The sequence below is a fragment of the Clostridium sp. Marseille-P7770 genome (assembly GCF_902143525.1).
Lineage (GTDB): Bacteria > Bacillota > Clostridia > Lachnospirales > Lachnospiraceae > Pilosibacter.
Genome location: NZ_CABFVC010000004.1, coordinates 250,928 through 274,821 on the forward strand (window position 1 = coordinate 250,928; position 23,894 = coordinate 274,821).

The 23,894-nt window shown below is 46.6% G+C and carries 19 protein-coding genes; 3 read left to right on the plus strand and 16 right to left on the minus strand.

Annotated features, from left to right (window positions below; translation table 11 throughout):
* The first annotated feature begins 174 nt into the window (after positions 1–174).
* Together FN001_RS11295 and FN001_RS11300 are read left to right on the plus strand one after the other, a co-directional pair.
* Positions 175–1,458, plus strand: a complete 1,284-nt coding sequence (locus FN001_RS11295; RefSeq protein ID WP_142411894.1) for a WYL domain-containing transcriptional regulator — start codon at positions 175–177, stop codon at positions 1,456–1,458.
* Entirely contained in the window at positions 1,451–2,581 is a 1,131-nt protein-coding gene (locus FN001_RS11300) for a helix-turn-helix transcriptional regulator (RefSeq protein WP_142411895.1), read from the plus strand. The genes FN001_RS11295 and FN001_RS11300 overlap by 8 nt, the downstream gene beginning before the upstream one ends.
* A gap of 213 nt (positions 2,582–2,794) precedes the next feature.
* On the opposite strand, the gene FN001_RS11305 is transcribed toward FN001_RS11300, so the two are convergent.
* The 9 genes from FN001_RS11305 to FN001_RS11345 form a co-directional block, all read right to left on the minus strand.
* Positions 2,795–4,969: a TIGR03986 family type III CRISPR-associated RAMP protein gene (locus FN001_RS11305; RefSeq protein ID WP_142411896.1), complete on the minus strand. Its 2,175-nt coding sequence runs from the start codon at positions 4,967–4,969 to the stop codon at positions 2,795–2,797.
* On the minus strand, positions 4,966–5,379 hold the full coding sequence (locus FN001_RS11310) for a hypothetical protein (protein WP_142411897.1): 414 nt from the start codon (positions 5,377–5,379) through the stop codon (positions 4,966–4,968). Before FN001_RS11310 ends, FN001_RS11305 begins: the two co-directional genes overlap by 4 nt.
* A 13-nt stretch (positions 5,380–5,392) precedes the next feature.
* On the minus strand, positions 5,393–6,757 hold the full coding sequence (locus FN001_RS11315) for an RAMP superfamily CRISPR-associated protein (protein ID WP_185911909.1): 1,365 nt from the start codon (positions 6,755–6,757) through the stop codon (positions 5,393–5,395).
* Positions 6,750–8,300, minus strand: a complete 1,551-nt coding sequence (locus FN001_RS11320; RefSeq protein WP_142411899.1) for an RAMP superfamily CRISPR-associated protein — start codon at positions 8,298–8,300, stop codon at positions 6,750–6,752. Before FN001_RS11320 ends, FN001_RS11315 begins: the two co-directional genes overlap by 8 nt.
* The gene (locus FN001_RS11325) at positions 8,293–8,871 is read right to left on the minus strand and encodes an RAMP superfamily CRISPR-associated protein (protein ID WP_142411900.1); all 579 of its coding nucleotides are present in this window, start codon (positions 8,869–8,871) and stop codon (positions 8,293–8,295) included. Before FN001_RS11325 ends, FN001_RS11320 begins: the two co-directional genes overlap by 8 nt.
* Positions 8,868–10,463, minus strand: coding sequence for a Cas10/Cmr2 second palm domain-containing protein (locus FN001_RS11330; protein WP_142411901.1), 1,596 nt, complete (start codon positions 10,461–10,463; stop codon positions 8,868–8,870). The genes FN001_RS11325 and FN001_RS11330 overlap by 4 nt, the downstream gene beginning before the upstream one ends.
* A 230-nt stretch (positions 10,464–10,693) precedes the next feature.
* The gene (locus FN001_RS11335; protein WP_142411902.1) at positions 10,694–11,095 is read right to left on the minus strand and encodes a hypothetical protein; all 402 of its coding nucleotides are present in this window, start codon (positions 11,093–11,095) and stop codon (positions 10,694–10,696) included.
* Between the two features lie 247 nt (positions 11,096–11,342).
* Entirely contained in the window at positions 11,343–11,978 is a 636-nt protein-coding gene (locus FN001_RS11340) for a metallophosphoesterase (RefSeq protein WP_142411903.1), read from the minus strand.
* Between the two features lie 11 nt (positions 11,979–11,989).
* Complete coding sequence (locus tag FN001_RS11345) at positions 11,990–12,169, minus strand: hypothetical protein (protein WP_142411904.1); 180 nt, start codon at positions 12,167–12,169, stop codon at positions 11,990–11,992.
* 959 nt (positions 12,170–13,128) lie between these two features.
* On the opposite strand from FN001_RS11345, the gene FN001_RS11350 reads away from it, so the two are divergent.
* Positions 13,129–15,843, plus strand: coding sequence for a hypothetical protein (locus FN001_RS11350; RefSeq protein WP_142411905.1), 2,715 nt, complete (start codon positions 13,129–13,131; stop codon positions 15,841–15,843).
* A 53-nt stretch (positions 15,844–15,896) separates the two neighbouring features.
* Here FN001_RS11350 and FN001_RS11355 read toward each other — a convergent pair whose 3' ends face one another.
* From FN001_RS11355 to FN001_RS11390, 7 genes are all read right to left on the minus strand, one after another.
* Positions 15,897–17,267, minus strand: coding sequence for a type IV secretory system conjugative DNA transfer family protein (locus FN001_RS11355; protein WP_142411906.1), 1,371 nt, complete (start codon positions 17,265–17,267; stop codon positions 15,897–15,899).
* Positions 17,268–17,501: 234 nt separating this feature from the next.
* Positions 17,502–18,095, minus strand: a complete 594-nt coding sequence (locus FN001_RS11360; RefSeq protein WP_118530106.1) for a ClpP family protease — start codon at positions 18,093–18,095, stop codon at positions 17,502–17,504.
* Positions 18,096–18,275: 180 nt separating this feature from the next.
* The gene (locus tag FN001_RS18130) at positions 18,276–20,723 is read right to left on the minus strand and encodes a CAP domain-containing protein (RefSeq protein ID WP_185911910.1); all 2,448 of its coding nucleotides are present in this window, start codon (positions 20,721–20,723) and stop codon (positions 18,276–18,278) included.
* 411 nt (positions 20,724–21,134) lie between these two features.
* Positions 21,135–22,412 (minus strand): tyrosine-type recombinase/integrase, encoded by a 1,278-nt coding sequence (locus FN001_RS11370; protein ID WP_106999819.1) that lies wholly within the window; start codon positions 22,410–22,412, stop codon positions 21,135–21,137.
* A 79-nt stretch (positions 22,413–22,491) separates the two neighbouring features.
* Entirely contained in the window at positions 22,492–22,695 is a 204-nt protein-coding gene (locus FN001_RS11375) for an excisionase (protein ID WP_055201461.1), read from the minus strand.
* A 433-nt stretch (positions 22,696–23,128) separates the two neighbouring features.
* Positions 23,129–23,371, minus strand: coding sequence for a helix-turn-helix domain-containing protein (locus FN001_RS11385; RefSeq protein ID WP_004611627.1), 243 nt, complete (start codon positions 23,369–23,371; stop codon positions 23,129–23,131).
* 6 nt (positions 23,372–23,377) lie between these two features.
* The gene (locus FN001_RS11390) at positions 23,378–23,809 is read right to left on the minus strand and encodes a sigma-70 family RNA polymerase sigma factor (RefSeq protein ID WP_055201460.1); all 432 of its coding nucleotides are present in this window, start codon (positions 23,807–23,809) and stop codon (positions 23,378–23,380) included.
* Positions 23,810–23,894 lie beyond the last annotated feature (85 nt).

Below are 23,894 nucleotides of genomic sequence, written 5' to 3' on the forward strand. Positions count from 1 at the left end.
TCTGCAGAATTTTCATTCCGGAAAATCTCCTCAAAAATCATATTTCCGACATGTTTTTTCGGAAAATTTTTCAAAAAATCATATTTTTTCATATGATTTTTGTTTTTACTTTGTTATAATGGAGTTGGAATTTCGAAAATTTTCCCTATGATACATATGAGAGGGTTTTAGCTTATGAAAAAGAAAAATGTTGAAGAAAAGCTTGCCGATCTGATCCATGCTTTCAAGGAGAAGAAAGAGTTATCCGTAAAGGATATCACGGATCTGCTCTCCTGCAACCGTCAGAGTGTTTATAACTATATTGACCGTCTGATGGACCGTGGCTTTGCGATCGATCGAAGGACAAAGGACCGCTCCGTCTACTATACTCTCACCTGGAATGATGGGTCTGCCGTGACAGAGAATTATACCTCTCTGACCGACAATATCCTGCGCAAATACACGATCGTCCAGCAGCTCCACAAGGCTGCTGCTTCCCCGAAAAATCTCGAGGATCTTTTTCTTCTTGCTCCTGATGAATTGGAACCGACCTACAATCCGACAAAGATCCCGCTCGATATCGCTTCCTCCACTTTCAAAGTGCTTCTCAACGAGCTGGATGAGGAGGATGAGATCCGTCTCGATGCGAATGGTATTTACCACGCTACCGGCCGGACTATTCCGATCCTTCATCACTTTACCGATGAGGAGTTGTTTACACTCTTAGACCAGTTAAAAACACTTCCGGAAGGTTCTCCTTATCACAGCCAGCTCAGATCCATCGCCAAAAAGCTGGAAATTCTGGAAGCTTCCTACGATATGGGTGATGTCTCCAGCTCAAACTATGTGACTTACGGAAAAAATCATGGAATCCTCAATCAGATCAGCCTCTGGATGGAAAAGCTGTCCAAGACCAATTACAGGGAAAAGCTGCTCTGGATCGATTATCTGCCGCGTACGGAAAAGCAGCCGAAAAAGGTTCTTTTCCAGATCGGAATGGTGATCTACAGTGTTGAAAAGGCCGCCCTGTATCTCTTCGGAAAGGTATTTACAGAGGATCCTGTCCTCACTCCGGTATCCAATTCGATCATCGATCTCAGCACGGTTACAGACTTCGAGGAGACCAAATATCCGAACAACAATTACCACTCCGCTGCTTTCCAGAAGATCTTTTCCGAAATGTTCAGCATTTCCGTGGAGGAGCCGGTAAATGTAACGGTCCGTTTCGACCTGACTGCAAATGTAAAACGAAAAGTCCAGTATTTAAAGCAGCAGAGAAGCGGTGCATCCATCGACTTCCTTCCGGATGAAAATCAGCTGGAATATACAGACACGATCCGCGGTCTCAATGACTTCGCAAACTATCTCCGCCAGTTCGGAAAAAGCGTCCATGTCATTGCTCCGGCAGAGCTGAAAGAAAAGATGGAATTTTCCGTGGACCGCACGTTATCCAGATACGAGGAGGCAGACCATGAATAATTATACAAACCCTTATATCCGTCTTCAGTCATACTACAGCTGGCTCTCCAGCCGCTGCAGTGAGGGACTTTATACCGGAATGACGATCCTTGAGCTTCACAAGGCGACTCAGGTCCCTCTTACCGTTCTCCGCTGGGATATCGTAGTCATGATCAAATGGGCAGCAAAAATTTTTGCAAAATTTTCTGATAATTCCGAGTCCGATTGCGGCATAGAAAACAGAATTTATTTCGATCTGAATGGCCGGAACATGAATCCGGAAAATGAGCCTGAAACCGATGAGCCTGAAAATGAAGATGAGAACAGTCTCGAGGGCATGCTTGGGGCACTCGAGAGCGGAAAATTTTCTCCGAAATTAGAAGAAATGATCGTTCAGGGAAAGCTCGATGAGATTCCGCTTTACATCAGCCATTCCTGCTACTCCGAGTTCGATGTCGCCCTGAGCTACGACGAGACCCTGGCGTTAAACGCCGTCCTTAAGGACCTGGATGCAAGACCGGCTGCAATGCGAAAAGATCCGTTTTTCTTCCAGATCAAGGACAGCTACCGCGCGATCCACAATTACCACGAGCTTTCAGACCGCCTGCAGCTTGTCGAGGACGCGATCGAGAATCAGACTTCCCTGTTCATGAGATACCAGAATTCAAAAAACGAGATCATGCAGTTTGATTTCCAGCCTTTAAAGATCTCTTATGATGAAAATGAGAATCTCTACTGTATCCTCTCGATCCATAAGGGAGCGATCCAGGTTCACCGCTTTGACCGCATTCTCGGATTATGGCCGGGTCACACAAAAGTCGAGGGCGGCGATGTCTCCCTGATCGAAAATCTCGCTCCTCAGGTATGGGGAAACTGCTTCTCCGAGGAGCCGGAACACGTAAAAGTTCGCTTCTACAACGAGGCAAATGTCTGGAATAAGGTAAAACGCGATCTTGCCTGCCGTACGAAAGGAAAACTGTACGAGGAGGACGGTTTCCTCTATTACGAAGATACCGTCTACGGGATCAGCAAATTCCGCACCTGGGTTTACGGTTTCGGAAGTTCCGCAATCGTGCTTGAGCCTGTGAGTCTCAGGGAACATATCATTGAATCCTTGAAGGAAAGAAAAAATCGCACAGAATAATGTTCTGGGGAGCTGCCAACGGCAGCCCCCTTTTTATTGTCATGCATCCGTAAGGAAGGTCCTGCAGATATCTCCATGGCACATGGGAAAATCTCCGACAGAAAAAGGAGCCCGGATCTGTACACGGATTCTCGATCATCTGTTTTTATCTGACTTTTCGAGACCGGTGCACAGGATCCTGGCTCCTTTTTATCGCTTATGATCCGTCAGCCCCTAGTTGAGCTTGAGTCCTTTTAACAGATCACCAAAGGAAGTAGACGCGCTTCCGCCGCTGCTGTAATCGTGGCTTTCCGAATCGTTTCTTCTGCCCGACTTCTGGTTATTCCAGCCGCCGTTTCCGCGGTTCTGTCCATTCTTATTATTTCCGTTATAGCCACCTTTGTAGCCGCCGTTACCGTTTCCATAACCGCCCTGCTTATTGGAAGACGTTGCTTTCTTCTTCTCTTTTCCGAGAACGACTCCGATCGTCGGAAGTACTTCCTGCTTTTTCTTGCGCTCCTGATATTCATTGATCTGACCGCTGTTTTTGTCCCCCAAGTGCATGTATCGGGTCTGATCGTCAGCCGGGATCTCCTTCGAATTCTTCATCCAAAGGAAATCGCGGACAGGCGGATACTTCATGATGTCATATCCTACGAATGCTGTCATATCCTGTTTTGCCTTTCCGATATATGCCTCGCACTGTTCCTTCTGGTCCTCGTACGGGTCCAGGCAGAGATTGTCGCTGCCATAAAGAGCATCGGTATTCAGGATATTCAGGTGTTTCAGGGAAACACTGACCCGACCATAACCGTATGGCTTTCCTTTACCGATGTTCTGCTGGCTGTCCTTTTCCAGGAGCAGACTCCACAGAAGCATTCCGAGTTCTTTCTCGCTGAGGTTCGTGAAACGGATGCAGCCGGTAAAACATGTTCCCTGTGGGCACGGATAAAATCCAGAACCAACATTTTTATTATTTCCTAAAGCTGTTTCTAAAAGTTCTTTATGAAGCCAATACTGTTTTATTCCTCTAAGAGAAAAATCTCCATCATACGCAGCTTCCGTTTTCTTTTCATCTTGTTCCATCAGATAATCCAGATAACTCGTTGGTTTTGGTTCTCCAAGAATCATTGTTCTTTTCCCGATCTCAGAAGCCTCTCTGTCAATGACTGCTTCCTGGAAGGAAAGTCTGGAGCGGTAGCTTTCCTTGTCGGTCGTGAAACCAAACAGGGATTTGCAATAATCCAGGCTGTTGTCTCTCTGTTCCGGTATAAGTCCATCATGGATTTCTTTATTATAGAAAAGACGCAGATGCGGAGTGAATCCAAAACATAACTGATTGTTTTCATTCTTGGCTTTAATGTAGAATACCGGCTTTGTTTCTCCTTCTTCCGGCAGTGCAAAAAATCGCTTTGCTTCTTCCACCAGATCTTTTCTGTTTCCATTTCCGACTGCAGCTGAAAACTGATTTTTTCGTCCTTCATAGTCACGTTTAAAGCTGTCCACGTCCGTACTTGAAATCGGGAACCGCTCGCTCTCATCTGCTTTTTCAGGAATTATATAGAATGCTTTCTTATCGTTCATGAAGCCCGATGAGATCATTGTTCCTTTTTGATAGTTTTTAGGTGGCTGGGAGCCTGGTTTAATGGATACAATTCCATCTACCTGCCCCTTCTCCTGGCATGCAATATAATACACTTCTTCAAAACGCGGGCAGTAAGAGTTGTTTTTCTCTCCTACCCATCTCTTACCGCGTTTCTCGAACTTCGTATCATTTTTATTCTGCAGGATTCCTGGATTTCGTTTCAGCATTTCAAAATTCTGAAACTTGTCTTCGATGATCGTATGCTCACTTAATCGGTAGTAATTACACTCGCCCCAATCCACTTTACTATTTTTATTCTCTTTCTTCACATTTTTATTCTCACTAGACGGATCAAGTTTATCTACCTTTGACGGAATAATATAATATTTTCCATTTTGACAGGTAATATAACCACCCTTGACTTTTTTTAGGAAAGAAAAACTTTTATTATATTTATCCTTCGCTGTAGCAGACTCAAACACCTCGTCATAAGGTTTCTTATTTTGATCTTCTTTGGCTGCGCCGACACTCCGGTACATCAGCTTCGCATTTCCGATATCATCCACGATCGATGACTGGCTCAAAATCTGCATGTTGCTGCGGACGAGTCCGCGCATCGTGCTTCCCGGGATCGCTGCCTTTCCGTCTTTATTTTTGTAAAAATGCTCATCTCCGCCATCCACAAGGATCGGGGTCTGGGCTGTCACCTGGTACTCCAGGCTGCCGGAGAGACCGGTGATCTCATTATGTTTTGTGATACTGTCCTTCCGGTATACTCTTGATCCAAGCGGTACAAAGTTATAGGGAGCTCCTACATAACTCATTCTGCCTTCGCCTCCAATCCAAACGGTCTTGTGTATACAACAACGGCCTGGCCGTCCTCATCTTCCTCCAGATACTCCTTCACTGCAAGGACACATCGTTTTGCCGATGCGCATACAGCTTTGCGGACCGGATAATATTTCACTACCGTATCCTCTTTGCAGTCTTCTGTCTCCGTGATCTCCACAGCCTTCAGACCGCCGTTCTGCTCATAGATATGCAGCTCGCCTTTTTCATCAAACGCCCGAAGTTCGACAAGTTCATCCCAGTTGATCTTATCATGCACATTCTCTCCGCACTGAATATCGCTGTACATATGGGCGATCACATACGGGTACTGTGCCGCTCTCTTTTTAAGTTCCTGAAGTTCTGCGGAGATCTCCCGGACCTCAAGATGCTTGTATGTTTTCATCCTCTCACCTCACTCAGACTGCCTTTACATAATCTTCGATCCGCTCCGCGCCCTCTGTGATCTTTCTCCCTTTAAGATCGATCTTCGCGATCATATCGGTTCCCTTCCAGACGGAGAGTTCAGTTCCGGAAATATATCCTCTTCCGATATTGCTTCCACTTCCAAGCGGCAAAATACCAAGCCCCAGATCACGCAGAGCCATCAAAAGAAGTCCTGCCGCCTTCTTGTTTTCTTTTTCCAGATCCACCCGGATCGTAAGTTTTCCGTAAGCCGGCGTCTCGCTGAACAGTTCGCCGTACATCACTCCGCCGGTAAATTTATCAATATGGATCCGCATCTGTGACGGACGCATTCCTCCGTCTAAAATTGCATCAAAGAAATGGATGCAGCCAAGGAATCCTTTTTCGCCTTTGTCTGCGCTTGCATTCTTTCCGAAGACTGATTCAATCTCTGACTCCGGTATTCCCTTGAACTTTGCGATCTTTTCCATCTGGCTTCTCAATACGCCTTTGATAGATGTCGCAGGGATCACAAGTCTTCCGTCGGCAGTCCTCATCTGCTCTGCATCCGGGGATGCCTGATCATAATTGCTCACTGCGATCGATTTTACAAGGATCTCACTGTCTACCTCTCCGTGAAGCTCAAAGTGAATCCGTTTCTCCTGTTTCGAGGTCTGTTTCTCTAACTCTCCGAGAATGGAAGTTCCGCCTTTTTTCTCATCTTTCCAGAGTTTCCGGTCCCCGGCATTTGTCATATCATAATCCGTCTTTACCACATCGCTCAATACGATATAACCGCATCCGTTGCTCTTCTGTCCGCCAATCTGGATTTCTCCTGCATGGAGAGCGCAGAGAAGCTTCTCCAGCAGCGCCTCATATTCATGTTCCCGTTCATAAAGATATAAGGAAAATTTAAGTACCGACCCTGCAGCGATCAACTCTGTCTCAAATTTCTGACCGGACCAGTTTGCTCCTCTTTTTGTATTATAGGTCTGACAGGTGCCACTCTCCCGGTTGATCTTCACACGCGGTCTCAGCTCTATATTTACGGTATTCGCATGTTTTTCATCTGCGACATTCTCATAAAAAAAGGCGTCACTGATGCGTACCTTGCTTCCATTGTCCCCGCCATCTGCGCTCGAACCGAAAAGAGTCTTCCGGATCTCCGAATCCGGATCCAGTTCCGGATTTTCGGCAAGATAATCTCTTAAAGCTCCGGCGATCCCGGTTGCCTGAATAAAAGGAATATTTTCTACCGGATGTACAAGAATCCCGCCATTCCTCCCATCTCCACCGCCAACATGCAGCGGTTCTCTGCACATCGCAGTGATCTTGTATGATACAATATGGTCATATAAGCTTCCGTATTTATCAGCCACGATTTCTTTCCTCCCTGTTCGCATAACGAATCTGACGCTCCATCAACTGCAGTTTGTATCTGGTCTTCTCGTCATCGCTGAGCAACTTCTCAATCGGTATTTTCATGATCGGTGCTTTTGAAATTCCAAGCAAATCATACAGATCAGAACCAAGCATATTTGTTAAGTACTTATAGAGCTGTACCGGTGTTTTTTTGCCATCCTCTCTTTTTTTACTCGCTCCCTTTTCTTCTGAATGTGTTTTATATTTTTCAAGCTTCTCATTTGCCGTTTCCGGCTCGTACTGCCAGCTGATACACATGGACGCGACCTGACCAAGCTGACTCCCCGTGATCCCCTTAAGTTCATTTGTATGTTCTACAATATAGCGCTCGATTCCTCTCTCGATCCGGTGCTGTAAGAGTCCCCTTGCAGTCACACGGACATCGTCTCTTATATGCTCTTTTGCAAAGGACGGTGTCTCAGTCTTTTCCGTTCCTGCTGTTTTCCGCTCGATCGGGTGTTTTTTTGTAAGTTCCCCGAAATCCGCCATAAAAGCAACCTGTCCAAATCCTTCAGCCGTGCGGATTCCAAGTCCTTCCTGCTCCACCTTCCGGAAATTTTCTTCCGGGATCACTTTGTCTGCTTGCAGTCTGAACACACTTCCCGCTTCATACATATTGGCGGACGGGATCGTTCCCTTCCAGATCCGGTTGTAACCATAGACCTGTGCCGTCGATGTCGCACAGCGCACCAGTTCCAGCTTTCCGCAGCCGAGACGTTCTGCGAGCTCTTCCAGATTTAATCCGACCGGCTCGCCGATCCCGCTTCTCATCGTCAAATGGGAAAGGAGGATCATATAGAAGGTCTTCCCGCTCTTCTGTGTGCGGACGGAGGCATATGGGAGCATTCCGTTTTTCTCCGTGCAGGAGGACTGACAGGTTCCATATCCACCGGAACGGCGGTTTCCGATCCGGACTTCTTTCCGGAAAAGATCTTTGATCTCAGAAACAAGCTTCGGATCGAGATCGTCCGCTAACATAATGTATCCGGTAAAGTCCTGCCCCTTGCAGATATACTGGCTGCGGTAGATATTCCGGTTATCCGCCCGCCCGTTTTCCACTGTTCGCCCGTTATTGATATTGATATCCTCACTCAGCTCGATTCCTGTGTAGTTGATCCGGATCCCATCCACATAACAGTAACTGCCGAGTGATGCACGCTTATATCCGGAAGTGACGTCCTCTTTGACAAGCACATTTTCAATATCCTTTTCATTCACGCATGGCGTTTTATCTTCATAAAATCCCTTCAGAGACGGGATCATCTCTTTTCCGTCCACAGTCAGATATGCGTTTAAGAAACGGATCTTTCCGTTGAAAAAGGCCGGTTTCCAGGTTTCAAAATCTGCTGCACGCTTTGCCAGTTCTGACATGACATATCCGCGCAGGGCGCTGCCCGGAATATAGCGGAGTGTATCAGTCTGACCATGCTGGCTTGTCCTGTCATCTGCGATCCTTAATGGGTCCAGATTCTTAAGATCGATCTTTAAATATCTACTCATACTGTTCCTCCACAACGATGCTTACCTGTCCAAATCCGCGGTTTCTCATAGTGCCGACCCATTTGATCAGGGAAAGTACTTCTTTTACGAGCTCTGCGTCCTCTTTTGCACAATCGCAGGTACCGTAAAAATGGAGTCCACTTTTTACCGCACGGCACTGGCGCAGCGATCCTTCTTTTGCCATCCCGTTTTCCAAGCTCGTGAAATCACGGGTATAAGTAAACATGGCGATCCGCTCCCGAAGATCATCCGTTTCTTCCTCTACGGCCTTTCGAAGCTCCGGATGAACGACAAAGTCTGAAAAACGCACTTTTCTCGTCTCATCAAACTGCTGCGATCCGCCCTCTCCCATCAGTGTGCAGACTGTCTCATCCGTCTCTTTTTCACCTTTTCCGGACCAGCTAAGCAGATTGATCAGCTCTTCCCGGAAGATTCCTTTTAATGTATTTCCCTTCAAATAAGGGAATCCCTGATCATCCATCTGTGTTGCAATATCTTCTCCGCCCGGAATGCTGAGTCCGTTTCCGAATACCGCATCCGCGCGCAGCGTCATTTCCATTAAAAGCTTCATGACTGCGCTCCTTTCCCGTCCAGACTGATAAAGGTATCGAGTATCTCAATCGCATCGAAATAGAGAGAATGCTTCTTTCCATTGATCTCCTGAAATGTGCGGCGTTCCAGTCCCCTTCCGGTTCCGATACTGTCAAGCTGCTTTTTCTGATCCCGGTCTTCGAAAATATCAAAATCCAGAGGATCCATCAACGAAGACTGCATATAATATTCTGTTGCTTTTTCTCCCTCTTTCAATACACCTCGAAGTTCCTTGATCTTGCCTCGCGCATAAATTTCCTGTTTCCGGGATTCCTCATTTTTGTCTTCAGAAAAAGTTTCCTGCTTATTCTGAAGAAGAGTGACGAGCCTTTTAAATGCACTGTAACGACGAAGTTTTTCTTTATCCCAGAGGTCTTTATCCGCCCGGATCAGATACGGCCTGAGCTCCAGAGTTCCTCCGTCTGAAGTCTCATATTTCTGTCGCATATCAGAAAGATCATCGATGATCTCACCAAATTCAATATGCCAGTCGATCGCGCAGCCTTTTGTTCCGGCATTTTCATCTGACGGATCCAGTGCCGCAAGAAAACGTTTCGAATTCGAGCAAAGCATCTCGGAAAGCTCGTACGCCTTATAGAACGGATATTTCTGGTGAACGATCGCGACCCCGGCACACGCCGTGTACTTCCTGTGGTCCACCGCATTTTCCAGCTCCGAAAGTTTCTCGATAAAGATACGGGCTGCTTCAAGTCCGATCCGTCCTTCCGTTACAAAGCATACATCATCACCTGCAAGGATCAGCTTGCGGACCGGGAATACATGCTCTTCCAGCTTCAGTCCTTTATCCTTCAGATCCCCGATCTGGTCAGCGATCTCATCAAGCATACCGCGGAATGCCATCTTAAAATCGGAATCGATCGCGTCACTGAAATTTTTCAGTGTTTTTTTGTACTCGTTCCATTCAGCTTTTTCGATTGAGCTACGCAAGTTCTGCACACGTTTTCCCATGCCGTTTCCGTCAATATGTATGACAGCAATAAAGCTGGAATCATCCTTGCTGACACCAAGATCCTCCAATTTTTTCGGCATCACGTATCCCGCCGGAACATATTCATTTTCTTTTTTTCTCGCGATTCTGTCCGGTACAGGTACATCAGGTTTTGGACGGCGAAGATTCGTTTCATTTTCCTCGACTCCAAAAGTTCCCTGATGGAAGGACGCTGCACGTACTGATTTTTTCTTTTCGAGTTGTTTAGAAAGTTCGGACAGGTTACTACCCGGATCATCATCCGGACCATTTTTATATTCCATGATTTTTATGAAATACTCCAATTCCGGGAACTCTCTGCGGACTCTCGATGATACCGCATACGCAAATTTTTTCGCAGATTCTCTGTCTTCAAATTCCAGCACCGTATGACCGCCGCCGGAATAAACAAGATTTTTTTCTTTATCAAACGCAAGACCACTCTGCTTCGCCACTGCCTTAAAATAGTCCGGATCTGTCACCCAGCATATTTCTTCTGATCGTTCCACATTGTCGCTCAGCCTTGTACTTTCAAAAATGTACGCCTGCTTCTGGGAAACTTCCAAGATCATCAACTGTCTCATGAATAGATTCTCCCTTCCGTATTTTTCAAACTTTTTATACAATTATAACATATTATTGCTATACGAGTCTATGTATTTCCGTATTATCGGCAAAACATATTCTTTTCCGTTTTTTATTCGCACATCATGCGGACAAATATGAATTTCGTCGATGCTCTTCGTATTCCTGATCTGCAGAATCTTCTGCTACAGCGGTAGGATTCCCCCTTTCTGTATGTATGCAAAAGCTTTTATCTTGCATTCAGACAATTGATGAACACCAGATAACTTGCAAAATCGCCGATCCGTTTCCGGCTGCTGGCACTCTCCTCCTCATATCCGAGGACATCTCTCCATCCGGCTTCTTTTCCCTGCATTTTTAAATATCGGGAAAGCTGGTTGAATTTTACGATCAGGGAGTTATGGCAGGATGTCCGCGCTGCATCACGTTCCGTTCTCTCTTCCCTGCTCCATAGTGCCCAGGAGGCCCGGAATACCTGATAGCGGTTTGCCTGCTCGATAAGCTCCGCATACAGCTCCAACGCATCCTCATCAGTTCCGATCTCATCCATCATCTGCTGATGGAGCTTCGTCATTTTCTCGAGAGGAAGACTTTTTTCCATCGGAAGGTAATCTTGGTACGTAAAAAACATGATTTGTCTCCTTATCCTATCCTTTTCTTTCCTTTGCATTCCGCTCAGGAATCTTCATCTTTTTCATTTTTGATCCCGCGCAGATTTCCGTTTTCTCTTATGCGCCGGTTCCCTCCGCGCCTGGTTCTTATTTTTTCTTCCGCGCCATTTTCCTCTGCGTCCAGTTCTTCTGTTCCTTTCTGCGTCGGTTTTCTCTCCATCTGATCCTTATTTTCTCTTGTGCGTCATTTTTATTCGCACTTGATGCTTATTTTTCATTCTGTGCCATTTCTCTTCTCGCCCGGTCCGTCCGGATCCACTCCTCTAATGTCAGCGGGACGTAATCCGAAAACATGCAGAAACAGTTGATCATCTGGCATGACGCCGGTTCCGGCTCTCCGGTCTTCCGATTTTTCTTCTTTCTGTCTTTTACCTGTTCGAGATATTCCATGATGACCTGCTCATCCGGACCATTGTGGACATGACCATACAGCATAAAAGTTCTCGGTTTTCCATCCTGGTCTAAGAGATACTGTTCGTTGTAGAACATAATCGGATAATGGGACAGGACAACCTTTTTTCCGTTGTCCCAGAGTTCCAGATACGGTGTGATCCGGGTGAAAAGTTTCTTATCAAAAGCCGGATCTTCCAGGTACCTGTCATGGTTTCCGACCAGCAGTGTCTTTTTCCCGGCAAGTCTGCCAAGAAGCTGATTGACCTGTTCTCCATCTGTAAATGCTGTCAGATCGCCCAAAATGAAGACTTCGTCCTCATTCTTTACTCTCCGGTTCCATTGTTCGATCATATATTCATCCATGGCTTCCACGTCTGCAAAGCCGCGGCAATCAATATCGCTGTTCATTCTGACGTGACCAAAATGGTGGTCAGAGATATAATAATTCATTTCCTTCCCCCTTAAATATCCATTTTTCCACGGAGTGCTTTGAGACACTCCATTTTCCCGTTTCTGCGGGAGCAGGTGCGTCGCTTGTCGGCAAATACTGCCGGACGGCTGTTCCAGACCGGACCGCGCTCTGCCGGTACTGCCATGCTCATTTCGATCGATTTCTTCTCATGTCTTGTCAGTTTTGCCATATTCATTTCCTCCGTTTTCTTTTCCTTTGATGCTCTTATTATATCTTACCAGATTTTGTGGTTTTGTACACATCGCCGGCTAACCGTTTTTTAGTGGTTGTGCGTCTGTGGCTTTATGAGCGATCCGGTTGTGTGCTTTGTGCGCTCATAGAAGCAGGGTCCAATCGGGATATGTGCTTGTGTGTTGGTGCTCGTCAGTATTTGTTGGTGTCTCTGTTGATGATTTTATTCTAGCAGATGGGGATTTCATATTTTGGACATGTGAAGATGGGATAGAACGATTATATGGAAAGGGAATAAAAAGCCTGGCGCGTGAGCGCCAGGGATGGACGGTTTTGATATGCCCTGAGTGGGGCGAGGTACATTTCTTCCAGTCGTATTCAGACCGGCAGCTACACGAACCATGACGGGTGGCAATGCCCTGAAGGGGGCGACCCGCATTTCTACGGCCACTATATGAAAAATGGTTCTATGTTCCGTGATGTGTGACAATGCCCTGAAAGGGGCGACCCGCATTTCTACTAGTTTAAAATTAGCAGAGAGAATTTGTGATTGTATGTGGCAATGCCCTGAAAGGGGCGACCCGCATTTCTACAGAGAAGATCGATATGCTGTTAGCTGCTCTTTCTGATCTGTGTCAATGCCCTAAAAGGGGCGACCCGCATTTCTACACTTGCCTCTGGGAACCCGCATAAATAAAGGGTTTCCGGGCTCGTTTTTGCAGGTATTTTCCAGAATATTCTGAAAAAGGCATTTTTGAAGGTCATTTTTGGCATGTTCACAGTTTGTTCATATTCGACCTGTCTCTAACTGTTTTCAAGTATAACTCATTTTTCTATTTACGAAAAGTATTTTTTGTCGATTTTGTTGTTTTTTTTGGGGATCTATCCTATAATTTTTTTATAATGACAATTCCCACCAGGCATTATCAATCATCCTGTTTTTATGGAGGACACACTATGGAAAATATTACTGTCGAAAAATACATTGCCGGAATCCGGCAGGAACTGCTGCCGAAATATCATCTGAGCAGACATTCCATCGATGATATTACTACCTTCTATCGGCATCGTCTGAGCGATAAATGGAATCCTTCCAGCCTTCACTACCATTTTCTTGTCAGCACCTCTACCGAGGAGACTAACCAGGAACTCGCTTTATCCATCTGTCGTTCCTTTGTTTCGCCTCATAAGGAAATCACCATTCTCTTTCCCAGTGAAAAAGAATTCCTTGCTTCCCCGGAGCAGCTTTTAGAAAAAGGAAACAATGCCTTTGTTATCATCGGTGAATGCATAAAAGAACCTCTGGATGAGGATGGGATCAACCAATGGACCGCAGCAAGGAAAATTCTGAATAATCCGAAGTGTCCGACCTGTTTTCTGCTACTTTCCATAGACGAATTTCAGACTAGATTTAAAGATACACCTGTTTACGAACCTTTATTCAACCAGGTCTTCAGGTACCATCTCGAAACAAACACCAGCTATTCTCAGAAAGATTACCTGGATGAACTGAACAGCTGGCTGGACGAACAGTTCCCTGTAAAACGCACAGAGTCCTTTGACCGCGGAATGAATGACTATCTCAGTGCAGTTCTTGCAAAACCTCATACAAATGAGGGCATCGAATTCTTAGAAGACTTAAAGAAACGTTTCCAGTACGAATACTACAAATACGAAGATCTCGATGTGATTGATGAGCGCTGTGTGCCGTATTACCATAAGGTAGTTTCGACCGTACCTGAAAAATCTGCGAATCATATACCTCATACTTCCAATGAAAAAGAAGTCAATACAATTTCTGTCAAAACTGAGGATGAAAAAAAGGCTGAAAAAGAAAAGAAACTAGCTGCATTAAGAGCGAAGTGCAGAGAATTAAAGGAAACGACACCTATTTTTACCGTGCCGAAAAATGGTGATTTTTTTGACTTGGATCAGAAACCTGACCCTGATGAAGGCACTAAAAACCTTTTGTTGCTGACTTTAAGTACCCTCAGAGAGCCAGAAGCTGATGCTTCTTTACGTCCATCATATGTGAGGCTCGATCCGACTGAAAAGCCATTTGAATACCGCTATCAGCTGGAACCTGTCCCTGCAAAATTGATGCACGATTTTGCTAAAAGTACTTCCGGTGAAAAGCTTGATGGAATTCTTATGATCTGTTCTCCACAGGTACTTGCAAAACGTAATGAAGATGAAGAAATACATGATGAGCGCTTTCATTTTTTAATTCGATCTGCATATGATTATTTCATATGCGCGACTTCAGATTATGCACGCAAACAGAACAAGGACCATTCCCTCTCCTACAAGGAAATTCCCACGGACGCGGATACTTCTTCCAAGTCACCTGACACCCCGGAGCAACGTACACAAAGGACTGTACAGTTCATCAACAAAGTTGTCACTGAAATTCGTAAGCTTAAGAAGCATTACCCAAATATGAATATTCACGTAGACACTCATGGTGGTCTTCGAAATGATCAGGAAATTCTGAACAGTATCCTTTCCCTGCTTCAGATGGAGGGCATCTCAATCCCAGAGAGCAATATTCACAGTGTTGAATACTCTGGTTCTCAGGCTGTTGTTACCTCTGATTCTGAAATTTTTAAGATTATGAATTTCGTATCTGGCATTCATGAATGTATCTATTACGGACAAACTGCATCGCTGAAGCAGGCGATGGATCCTGAAAAGTCCGAACAGGCAGACAGTTCAAACAATACGAACGAGTATGAACAGGCTGTTTTGACAGATATGCAGACAATTGCAGAAGGTATTCAGCTGTGTGATGTTAATAAATTTGAAAAAGGGTTAGAGGATCTTTCAAATGCTATTCTGAAATTAGATAGCAATCATACGGGAGCTGGTTATCTCACGATGTTCAAGGATCTGATCTCTAACAGTTATGGGGAACAGCTCCTAAGTAGTAAACGCCAAGTTATTGATGAGGTTAGATGGTGTACAGAAAAAGGCTTCATTCAGCAGGCGCTTACGCTTGTGGAAAGCAAAATGCCCAAAAGTATGATTCAGCATAAATTTTTGGTTTCTGAGACTGATGCCAAACACAAACGTCTGTTTTCCAATGAAGGAACAGCAATCAACGCTGAAATCAAGGAAGCATTAAAGGACAAGGGGATTCCTAAAGACACTATCAGCCCTCTTGAAAATGTTGTTGTACAGCAGACCGGCTATAAGCGATGCAAATGGAAAAATGACGTTCCTATTTTTATTAAACTTAATGAACTTCCTGCCTCCAAGGATATTTTGGAAAAGGGAAATTTACCTGACATCCGTCTGCCCAAAAAGAAGACTCAAAAAGAGCTGGAAAGGTATGAGGTAAAGCTTACCGGTTCCATAATCGATCCAAACGATCCTAAGGAAAAGAAGAAATTACCAACAGAAGAATTTTTCTATATTAGAGAGAACCCCGCTGTTATCAAAGAAAAAACTGCTGATTCCGATAAGATTATTAATGTTTCCGATATGATCAATGTTCTTATCCGCCTTCACATGCAGTTAAAGCAGGAACGAAACGCTACAAATCACGCAGGTGAGAATGAAACTCGGAGCAGTGTTGCATTGATCAAGAATGCATTGGAATGCTATATTGCCTTATATAACAGAATTGTAGAACTCCTGGAACCTAAAGATGTTCCCACACATTCTTCATAAGTTGCTCAAGGCCGCCTTACTAAATGGCGGTCTTTTCTGTTTTTAATCTCCGCCTATTCCACCTCCCTAATCTCCACCTCGCCGCCCTCCTCGCTCAGCAGCCGGTTCATCCTCGCCCGTCTGACACTCTGGCACCGATTTTCTATTCTCCCGATCACCTCTTCACTTTTCCGTACCTCCTCCTGGTACTCTCTCGTGATCCGCCGGTAGTACTCGTCCTGAAAGACATCGTACCGTTCCGTCACGACCGGCTGCTGACCTCTGCGGAAAACAATCTCCCGCCCGACCGGCATGTGCAGCACTTCATTTACCGGGACATTCAGCCGAATACTGATGCTCTTTGCGGTATCGATATTGTTTCCGCCGAGATATACATAGCTGTCGCAATTATCCAGGATCGTGATCGCGTCGCTCCCATACATCTGGTGAAGCTGCGCCTCCGACTGGAGAAGGATCGTCGAGGACATTCCCTTTTCCCGGAAAATCGAGATATACTCCGGAAAGTTTGCACACCGCCCGCCGGTGGCAAAATCGTCGAAGGAAATATGGACCGGCCTCTTCAACGTACCGGATGGCTTTTTCTCCGCGATCTCAAACAGCTCTTTCACCGCCTGGGAGATGAACATCTGGGCAAGAGCGTGGAGTGATTTTTTTACCGGACTTGTCGTCACGAAGATCACGCTCTTTTCGTTCGCCACATTCTGGAAATCGATAACCGGTCTTGTCTTCATCACTTTGCAGATCCTGGATGTGAACATTTTATCCATCGCAGTGTTTAATGATGTATAAATGCAGCGGGCAGTCCGATCCGGATTCTCCCGGAATGTATTCCAGTATTTTTCGATACAATACTCCGGCCGGCTGGCAGCCGCTTCTTCCATCACCTTATCGAAGCTGGTCGTGATTCCTGCATTTCCTGCTGAATAGATACCCATGCTGCTCTGAAACCGGACAACATCGGCAAAGCAGTCCTTACCAAGTGCCAGAAATGCTGCACACTCCGCAGTGAGAAGCGAGATCGCGCTGTCATCCCAGAACGGGTCCATTTTCGAGTTGCTTTTTTTCGCATTTGCGAGCACGATCGCAGATGCCAGATCTGTGATGTCCTCCTCGGTTTTTGTATATTTTAATGGGTCATAGCAGCAATTCGAATTTTCCGGCTCCGCGAAATTCAAGTCATACACAGTGTATCCGGCATTTTTTAATGGATTTCTATACTTGTCGACCAGACGCCGCTTCGTCGCAACAACGATCATGTTGGAGGATCCGGCTCTCAGAAGCTCCAAAAGCTCCGGCTCCAGGATGGAAACCGTTTTTCCGCATCCGGAACCGCCGACGATCACGCGGTTATTGTTGACTCCTGTGATTTTGCTGTCCGCGCTGTAGGAACAGTTCTTTCCTAAAATAACTCGTTCTTTTTTCATATACGCATACCTCCAAACTATGTAACAGAATTTTAAACTGCATCTTTACTGCACCGGCCTGTACACTCCCCCTGCATGTGCCTTTTTGCGCCGCAGCAGTTCACAGTCTCATGTTTTCTCAGACGTGGATCAAAACCATCCCGCATCTGCTGCACCGATGGCTTTGCCTTCTATCTCCGGGCAAATCTTATTTCCTTGTACTATGGAATCCCAGATAACTCCGGCAAGGAGCATTTACAGAATCGGTTCCAGGATCTTCTCAAATCCCACGATCTCATCGCACAGTCCGAATTCGACGCTTTCCTCCGGGCTGAAAAAATGGTCGTAGGCAGTTGCTTTTTCAATTTCCTCCTCACTCCTTTTTGTGTGCTTTGCAAGAAGACGGTTGATCCGCCCCTTCATCTCCAAAAGTCCCTCCGAGATGGAACGGATCGAGGACGAATTCCCGGCAACCTGCTGTCCAAGCATCGGTTCATGGATCATCATCTCCCCATGCGGCAGGATATATCTTCCATGCGATCCGCACGCAACGATCACGGCCGCCATGCTGTACGCATGTCCGATGCAGTAGAGCTCGACCGGTGCCCGGCTTCCCTGGATCGCATCGTAGATCATGAGACCGGAGCTGATCTCCCCGCCAGCACTGTTGACCAGGACACGGATCGCCTTCTCCGTGCTCTCCTGATTCAGGATCAGGATCTGACGGACAAACTCCCCCGCACTGCCCGCATCGATCTTTCCCTCCAGAAAGATCAGCCGATTTGACAGCAGTCTGGAATCTGCCGAAACCTGTGTGATACCGCCTGCGCTTTTCAGTAATGTGTTCATATGTGTCCTCCTTCATATCGTAAAGTGTGCTTTCTGTTATGCTCTGTGATTTTTATTCTATGCTCAGGCTCTCACAAATTTTGGACACAAAAAGGCAGGGGCAGATGAAACACGATTGCTTCATCTGCCCCTGCCTGTGATATTTTTATTATGATGTCTTACATATCTGTTTTCTCTTCCCTATTTCGTCTGCACCACTCCATTGACCGTCCATACACCGTCTGCGTTCACGGTACTGCCATCAATGACAGTATTTCTCAGCAGTTTTCCGCGGTAGCCATCGGAAACCGGGTTGAAGTAGTAACATCTCTTAACACCATTGGCATCCGGGATCCATAACCATCCGGTCTGCATTTTACCTTTGGTGTTGTCAGAGATCGGATTCAGGTAGTAAATGTTGCCATCCGGATCAGTCACCCAGCCTGTCATCATCTGACCTGCCGCATCAAAGCGGAACCAGTCAAATGCAGACTGACCTGCCGCAGTATTCGCATATGGGTTGACTACAGCTGCCCAGGTATTCTTATACGCTTTTCCGGAAGAATCCTTAAAGCTCCACTTATCACCCTCCTGTTTCCAGTTTCCTCTCACGACATAAGACGGAATTTCGGTGCCATTATTCGTATTGGTAGTGGTTACCTTGCGTGAGGAACTGCTGCTGCCTCTCGAGCTGCTGGAACTGTGGGATCCGCCGGAACTGCTGGAGCCGCCGGAACTGCCCGAGCCACCGGAACTACTGGAGCCGCCGGAGCTTCCTGATCCACCGGAACTGCCCGAGCCACCGGAACTACTCGATCCGCTGGAGCTGCTCGATCCACCGGAACTGCCTGAGCCGCCGGAACTGCCCGAGCCACCGGAACTGCCTGAGCTACCGGAACTGCCTGAGCCACCAGAACTACCGGATCCGCCGGAAGTCCCGTTCATGCTAAAGAATGTAACGGTATACTCCAGCGGAACATCATTACCGTATTTGTCCTGGATTCCTTCGATTTTTACAGTTACCACATCGGATGCGGAATATTTAACCGATGGCTGGAACACAATTGCCGGTCCCATACCGAATCCCTCAGCATTGTAATTTAAGTATTTTCCACTCTTACTGCTGCAGCTGCTGTCCAGGACAACACTGCTGCCGTCTTTTTTCGTCAAGGTAACCTTAACTGCTGTTTTATCCGGGACCTTCAGCTCACTTCTATTGAGGGAGACAGACCATGGACCGCAGAAATATTCCGTCGGCATGTTCTTCGCCGGCCATGTCACATAGGAAACATCCGTTGTATTTTTCCGGTCAAACGAATACATCGCCGTATAACTTCCACTATGTCCAAAGCCTGTTGCTCCCATCGTCGGATTGATACACCATCTGCGATGTCCTACCCGGTCAATGTTGCTGCTGTCTCCATCATTCATCCAGCCTCTGATCACTGCATCTGCTAGATTCGAATACCCCCATCCAAGATTGCTGGAAGAGGTTCCCTGATACCCAAGATCATAAAACTCCTGAGAAACAGAAGATGGTTTTTTCGGAGTATGCTCCAGTTTTCCCACTTCAGTCAAAAGTGTAGTTCCAGCCTGTGCTTTCTCTGCATATTCCGGATCGACCGTTACATCTGCATTGATACCGGCAATATAACGGATAAAATTCAATGCATTTAAGGCATTCTCCACGGTTCCTTCTGTCAATTCACCTGCTACCCCATTTTTCGCATTTGGCGCAACTGTCCATGCATCCCGGTAACTGGTAGAAAACGGATGTGCAGCATAAAAGCTTTTGATTTCCTCTGCTGTATGGGTTTCCACCGTCTTTAATGTTACCTTCTGCGTTGTTACCACCAGATTCACATCCGGATATGTATAATAATCGCCTTCTGCAGTAAACGGGATGCTCACGCTCGCACCATTCCCAAGCTGCTTCAGGGTAAAATGGATCACGCCATTTTCATCAACCTTCGGAAGCTGCTCAAATTTTGCCTTATCCTCTTCAGAAAGATCCTTTAATATAATCTTTGTTGGCTTTTTATCATTTATCCAATAGCAAAGGCTCGCTGCATTTGCGGTCTGTTCTTTTCCGTTATCCGGAATATTCACCTTGCGATCTGTAACCGTTCCGATCGCTTTTTTCTCAATTACAAAATAAGAACTCTCCTCAGCCAACTTTAATTCCCCGTTTGGATATGCATCGCAGGAAATACTGGTGATTTTATATTTTCCGGGTTTTTCTCCCTCTTCTCTTGTATATTTGACATTATTAAGATATCTCTTATTAGAAACATTGCCTCCAACGATCTCATAGTCGCTTGCAGAGATCCCCCTTACCGTTGGATCATTCTGTCCGTAAGTTTTTTCGAAATACTTTTTATTTACTCGAATTGTAAGAGATACCTGATCCGCATCCGGGTTTTCATCCAGCGTCTTCACATTTTTCACCAGACCATCCCCTGATGTCTGCGTTTTGCTTACAGGTGTTTCCTCTCTTACCAATGCGTTGCTGTCAGTCGCAACCTTGATCTGTTCGCCAGTGATCTGATGTTCAGAACCTTTTCCCTGATCCCGGACATCCGCATACGCAACACTGCTAAGTGCCATTGTACCGGCTAACATCGCTGCCATCAATCTTCTTTTTTTCATATGTATCCTCCCTCGTAAATTACGATATCACTATATTAACTTGTGAATCATTGACTTATCAATATTGACTGTAATGTGGGACATGCTTGTGTGAACATTACCCAACTTTTTTATATTAGCTATAATATCATCATGATCATATAGATTTTGGACACCAAAAAAACAGAGTCAGATGAATCTTTGCTGATCCATCCGGCTCTGTCTGTGATGTTTTATTCTTTATGACTCTTACCATCAATCATTTAATAGATTTCTAATTATCTCTTTAGATGTTCTTATATGCCGGTATAGCCCGTTATTCCGGGCTTTTCCGGCACTTTTCATATCGGAAGAACCTCACAAATCTTTTTATTACCCCTTATGTTTTCGCTCTCAAAAGTAGTAAAAGCAGTAGTAAATTCTGCGTACTACTTATGCCGCCTTGGTTTCCTCGGCGCTTTCCGCCGCAGGCTCCGGCTTGGCCTCTGCGGTGGTTTTTGCCTTGGCTTGCAGCCGTTCCATTTCCTCCTGTGCGGAATGGAAAGTAGCGTGGGCGTAATAGTTCAGCGTCATTACAATGTTGGCGTGTCCCATGATGTACTGCAATGCCTTGGGGTTCATGCCCGCGTTTGCCATTCTGGTACAGAATGTATGCCGCATGGTGTGCGGCGTCATCACATCGGGCAGCGGCTCCTTGTGGCACTTGTTGTACTTCTTGGCAAGGCACTTGAACATGGCGTCATAGTTGACGGCGGTTTTGGGCAGACCGTCCCGGTTCAGGAACAGGAAGTCCTTATAACCGTCAACCTCAATGCACCTGCCGTCCCTGCGCTTCTTCAACACGCGCTCAAACGCTTCATAGGCGGCTGCGCTCATAGGCACTTGACGGAATCCGCTTTCTGTTTTTGGCGCTTCGGTATAGTAACCGTCCTCGGTGCTTCTCAAAAGCTGGTGGTCTACATTCACAAAGCGCTTCTCAAAATTCAGGTCGGCTGGCGTCAGGCCGCAGAGTTCGGAAATACGAAGCCCGGTTTCCAGCAGGATCACCACCTCGTCATAATACTTGGCATAGACGGGATCGTTCTGCATGAAGTCCAAAAGCTCGTTTTCCTGTGTAGGGGTAAGCGGCACCTTTGGTACGGTATCGTCGTTGATAACCTCATTGATCTGGAAGTCAAAGGGATTCTTGCGGAGGCAATCGTCCTGTACGGCCATATAAAAGATGGCTTTTAAGGAACGCTTGCTGTTGCAGATGGTGTTGTAGGCAACGCCCTTTTCCTGCATACGCAAGGCCCATTCTTTCGCGTCAGACAGCTTCACGCTGTCAATGCTGGCCGCGCCCAGCTTATCTTCGGACAGAAGTTTCATCAACTGCTGGCGGCTCTTTTGGGTTCCTTTCCGCACATTCCCGCGCTGCCGGGTGTACTTTTCATAAAGCTGGCACACGGTCATTTTCTTGCCGATGGTGTCTATCCCGTCGTCAAGGTCTTTCTGTATCTGCTTGATTTTCTCGCGCAGGGAAAGACAGGGCCGTTTCCCGGCAGGTACTTTGTCGGTGGGTACTAACTTCCATGAGTAAACAAACTGGGGTTCTCCAAAGGTGTTAATGTATTTGTAAGCGTATCTTCCATCTGATCGCTGGCTCTCTCCAGACTTCAAAAGGCGGCCTTTGTTGTCCCGTCTTTTTTCATCTCGTTCTTTTCTTGGCATTTCGTCATGCTCCTTTCCATGACGGAAAGAGCCTTGACACGCTTATAACCTATTATAACACGCGCAAGGCCCTTTTTCACTATATTGTGTCAAGGGAATCAATGATTTTTTCAAACTGCTTCCGCTTGATCTGGATGCGGTTGCCGTTCAGGATCACCCAGCCAGCGGTGGGGTTTTCCTCGGAAAGCCGACGCAGTTTGTTTTCCCCAATCCGAAAATATTTGGACGCTTCCTCAATGGTAAGCGTGTATTTTTCCCAAATAGGCACATCGTTATTACTCATAACAAGGCCCCCTTTCTTTTCAAAACAAAGGTTGTTTTTGTGAAAGTGGGCAGAAAAGAACGGACGGCTGCTGGCACAGCTCCACGGGAATCTCACCCCCGCGTGGTTCTCACGCGGCCCTGCTCGTTGCCTGCGACGCTTCAAACGCTCGGACTACGACGGCAAGGGAGTATCATTGTCCTATCTGCGCGTCGTCGCCCGCAGGCTGCCACACCTGCTTTACGGCACGGTAAAATCGCTCCGCTTACCCCAATGAGGGAAAGCCTCTTGGCGCACCTGCCGCCCGGCTCGGCACAGACAGAATGTATCCGTCTGCCCTATGACGCGCCGCCATTGTCCTGCGGGCGTATTTGTCAAGGAGCAAAGGGGCCGCCAGGAAAACAGGCAGGCGGGGAAAGGGAAAGCCGCCTGTCTATGGCCGGGGCCTTAACCGTCAGTCGCCAATGGGACTAACGATGGAATGGATCAGCTTGATTTGCAATCGGCGCTTCATATACTCGTCAATGCAGATATGAGGCTGGCCGCTGCCGTCATAGAGCGTCCGGGTACACAGCTTATTGATATAGCCGTCGTAATGCTGCAAGACACGCTCCACGGCTTCGGCGTTACCGGCGCAGGCCGCGTCGATCACAAAATCCGGCAGAGGGCTTTTGCCCTTGTAACTGGATTGCTTCATCCGCGTTTAACCTCCCTCCGGCATGAACGCCATCAATTTTATACGCAAGTCTTTCAGGGTGCTTGTCCTGTGGCGCTGTACTGCGCTGCGGGACATTCCCATCAGGCGGCCGATTTCTTCGTCAGTCAAATCCAGAACAAAGCGGAGAATCAAAATACTCTGCTCGTCTTTTGGCAGGCTGGCAAACGCTTCGGCCACAAGCTCGTTGTCGATATGTAGGTCATAGCCATGCGAACTGAATGTAAAGCTGTCGCAGGAATACCGATCTACGGTCGAGAGCTTGTCCCAATCAGCCGGGGAAACAGCGTCCAGCGACACTTCACGGTCGCGGCGGCACTTCATTTCCCGCAGATAATCTATCGCCTCATGGTACAGAACCAGCTTGCAGTAGCGGTCAAACTGGCTCCATTCACCGTATTTGCGGGGGATCGCTTCCATCTTCTCACCCCCTTTCTATGGGGGATGTGGTGGTTCTCTCCCTTTCCGCCAATAGAGCGAATGGAATCTCTCTGGCTGCCCGCTA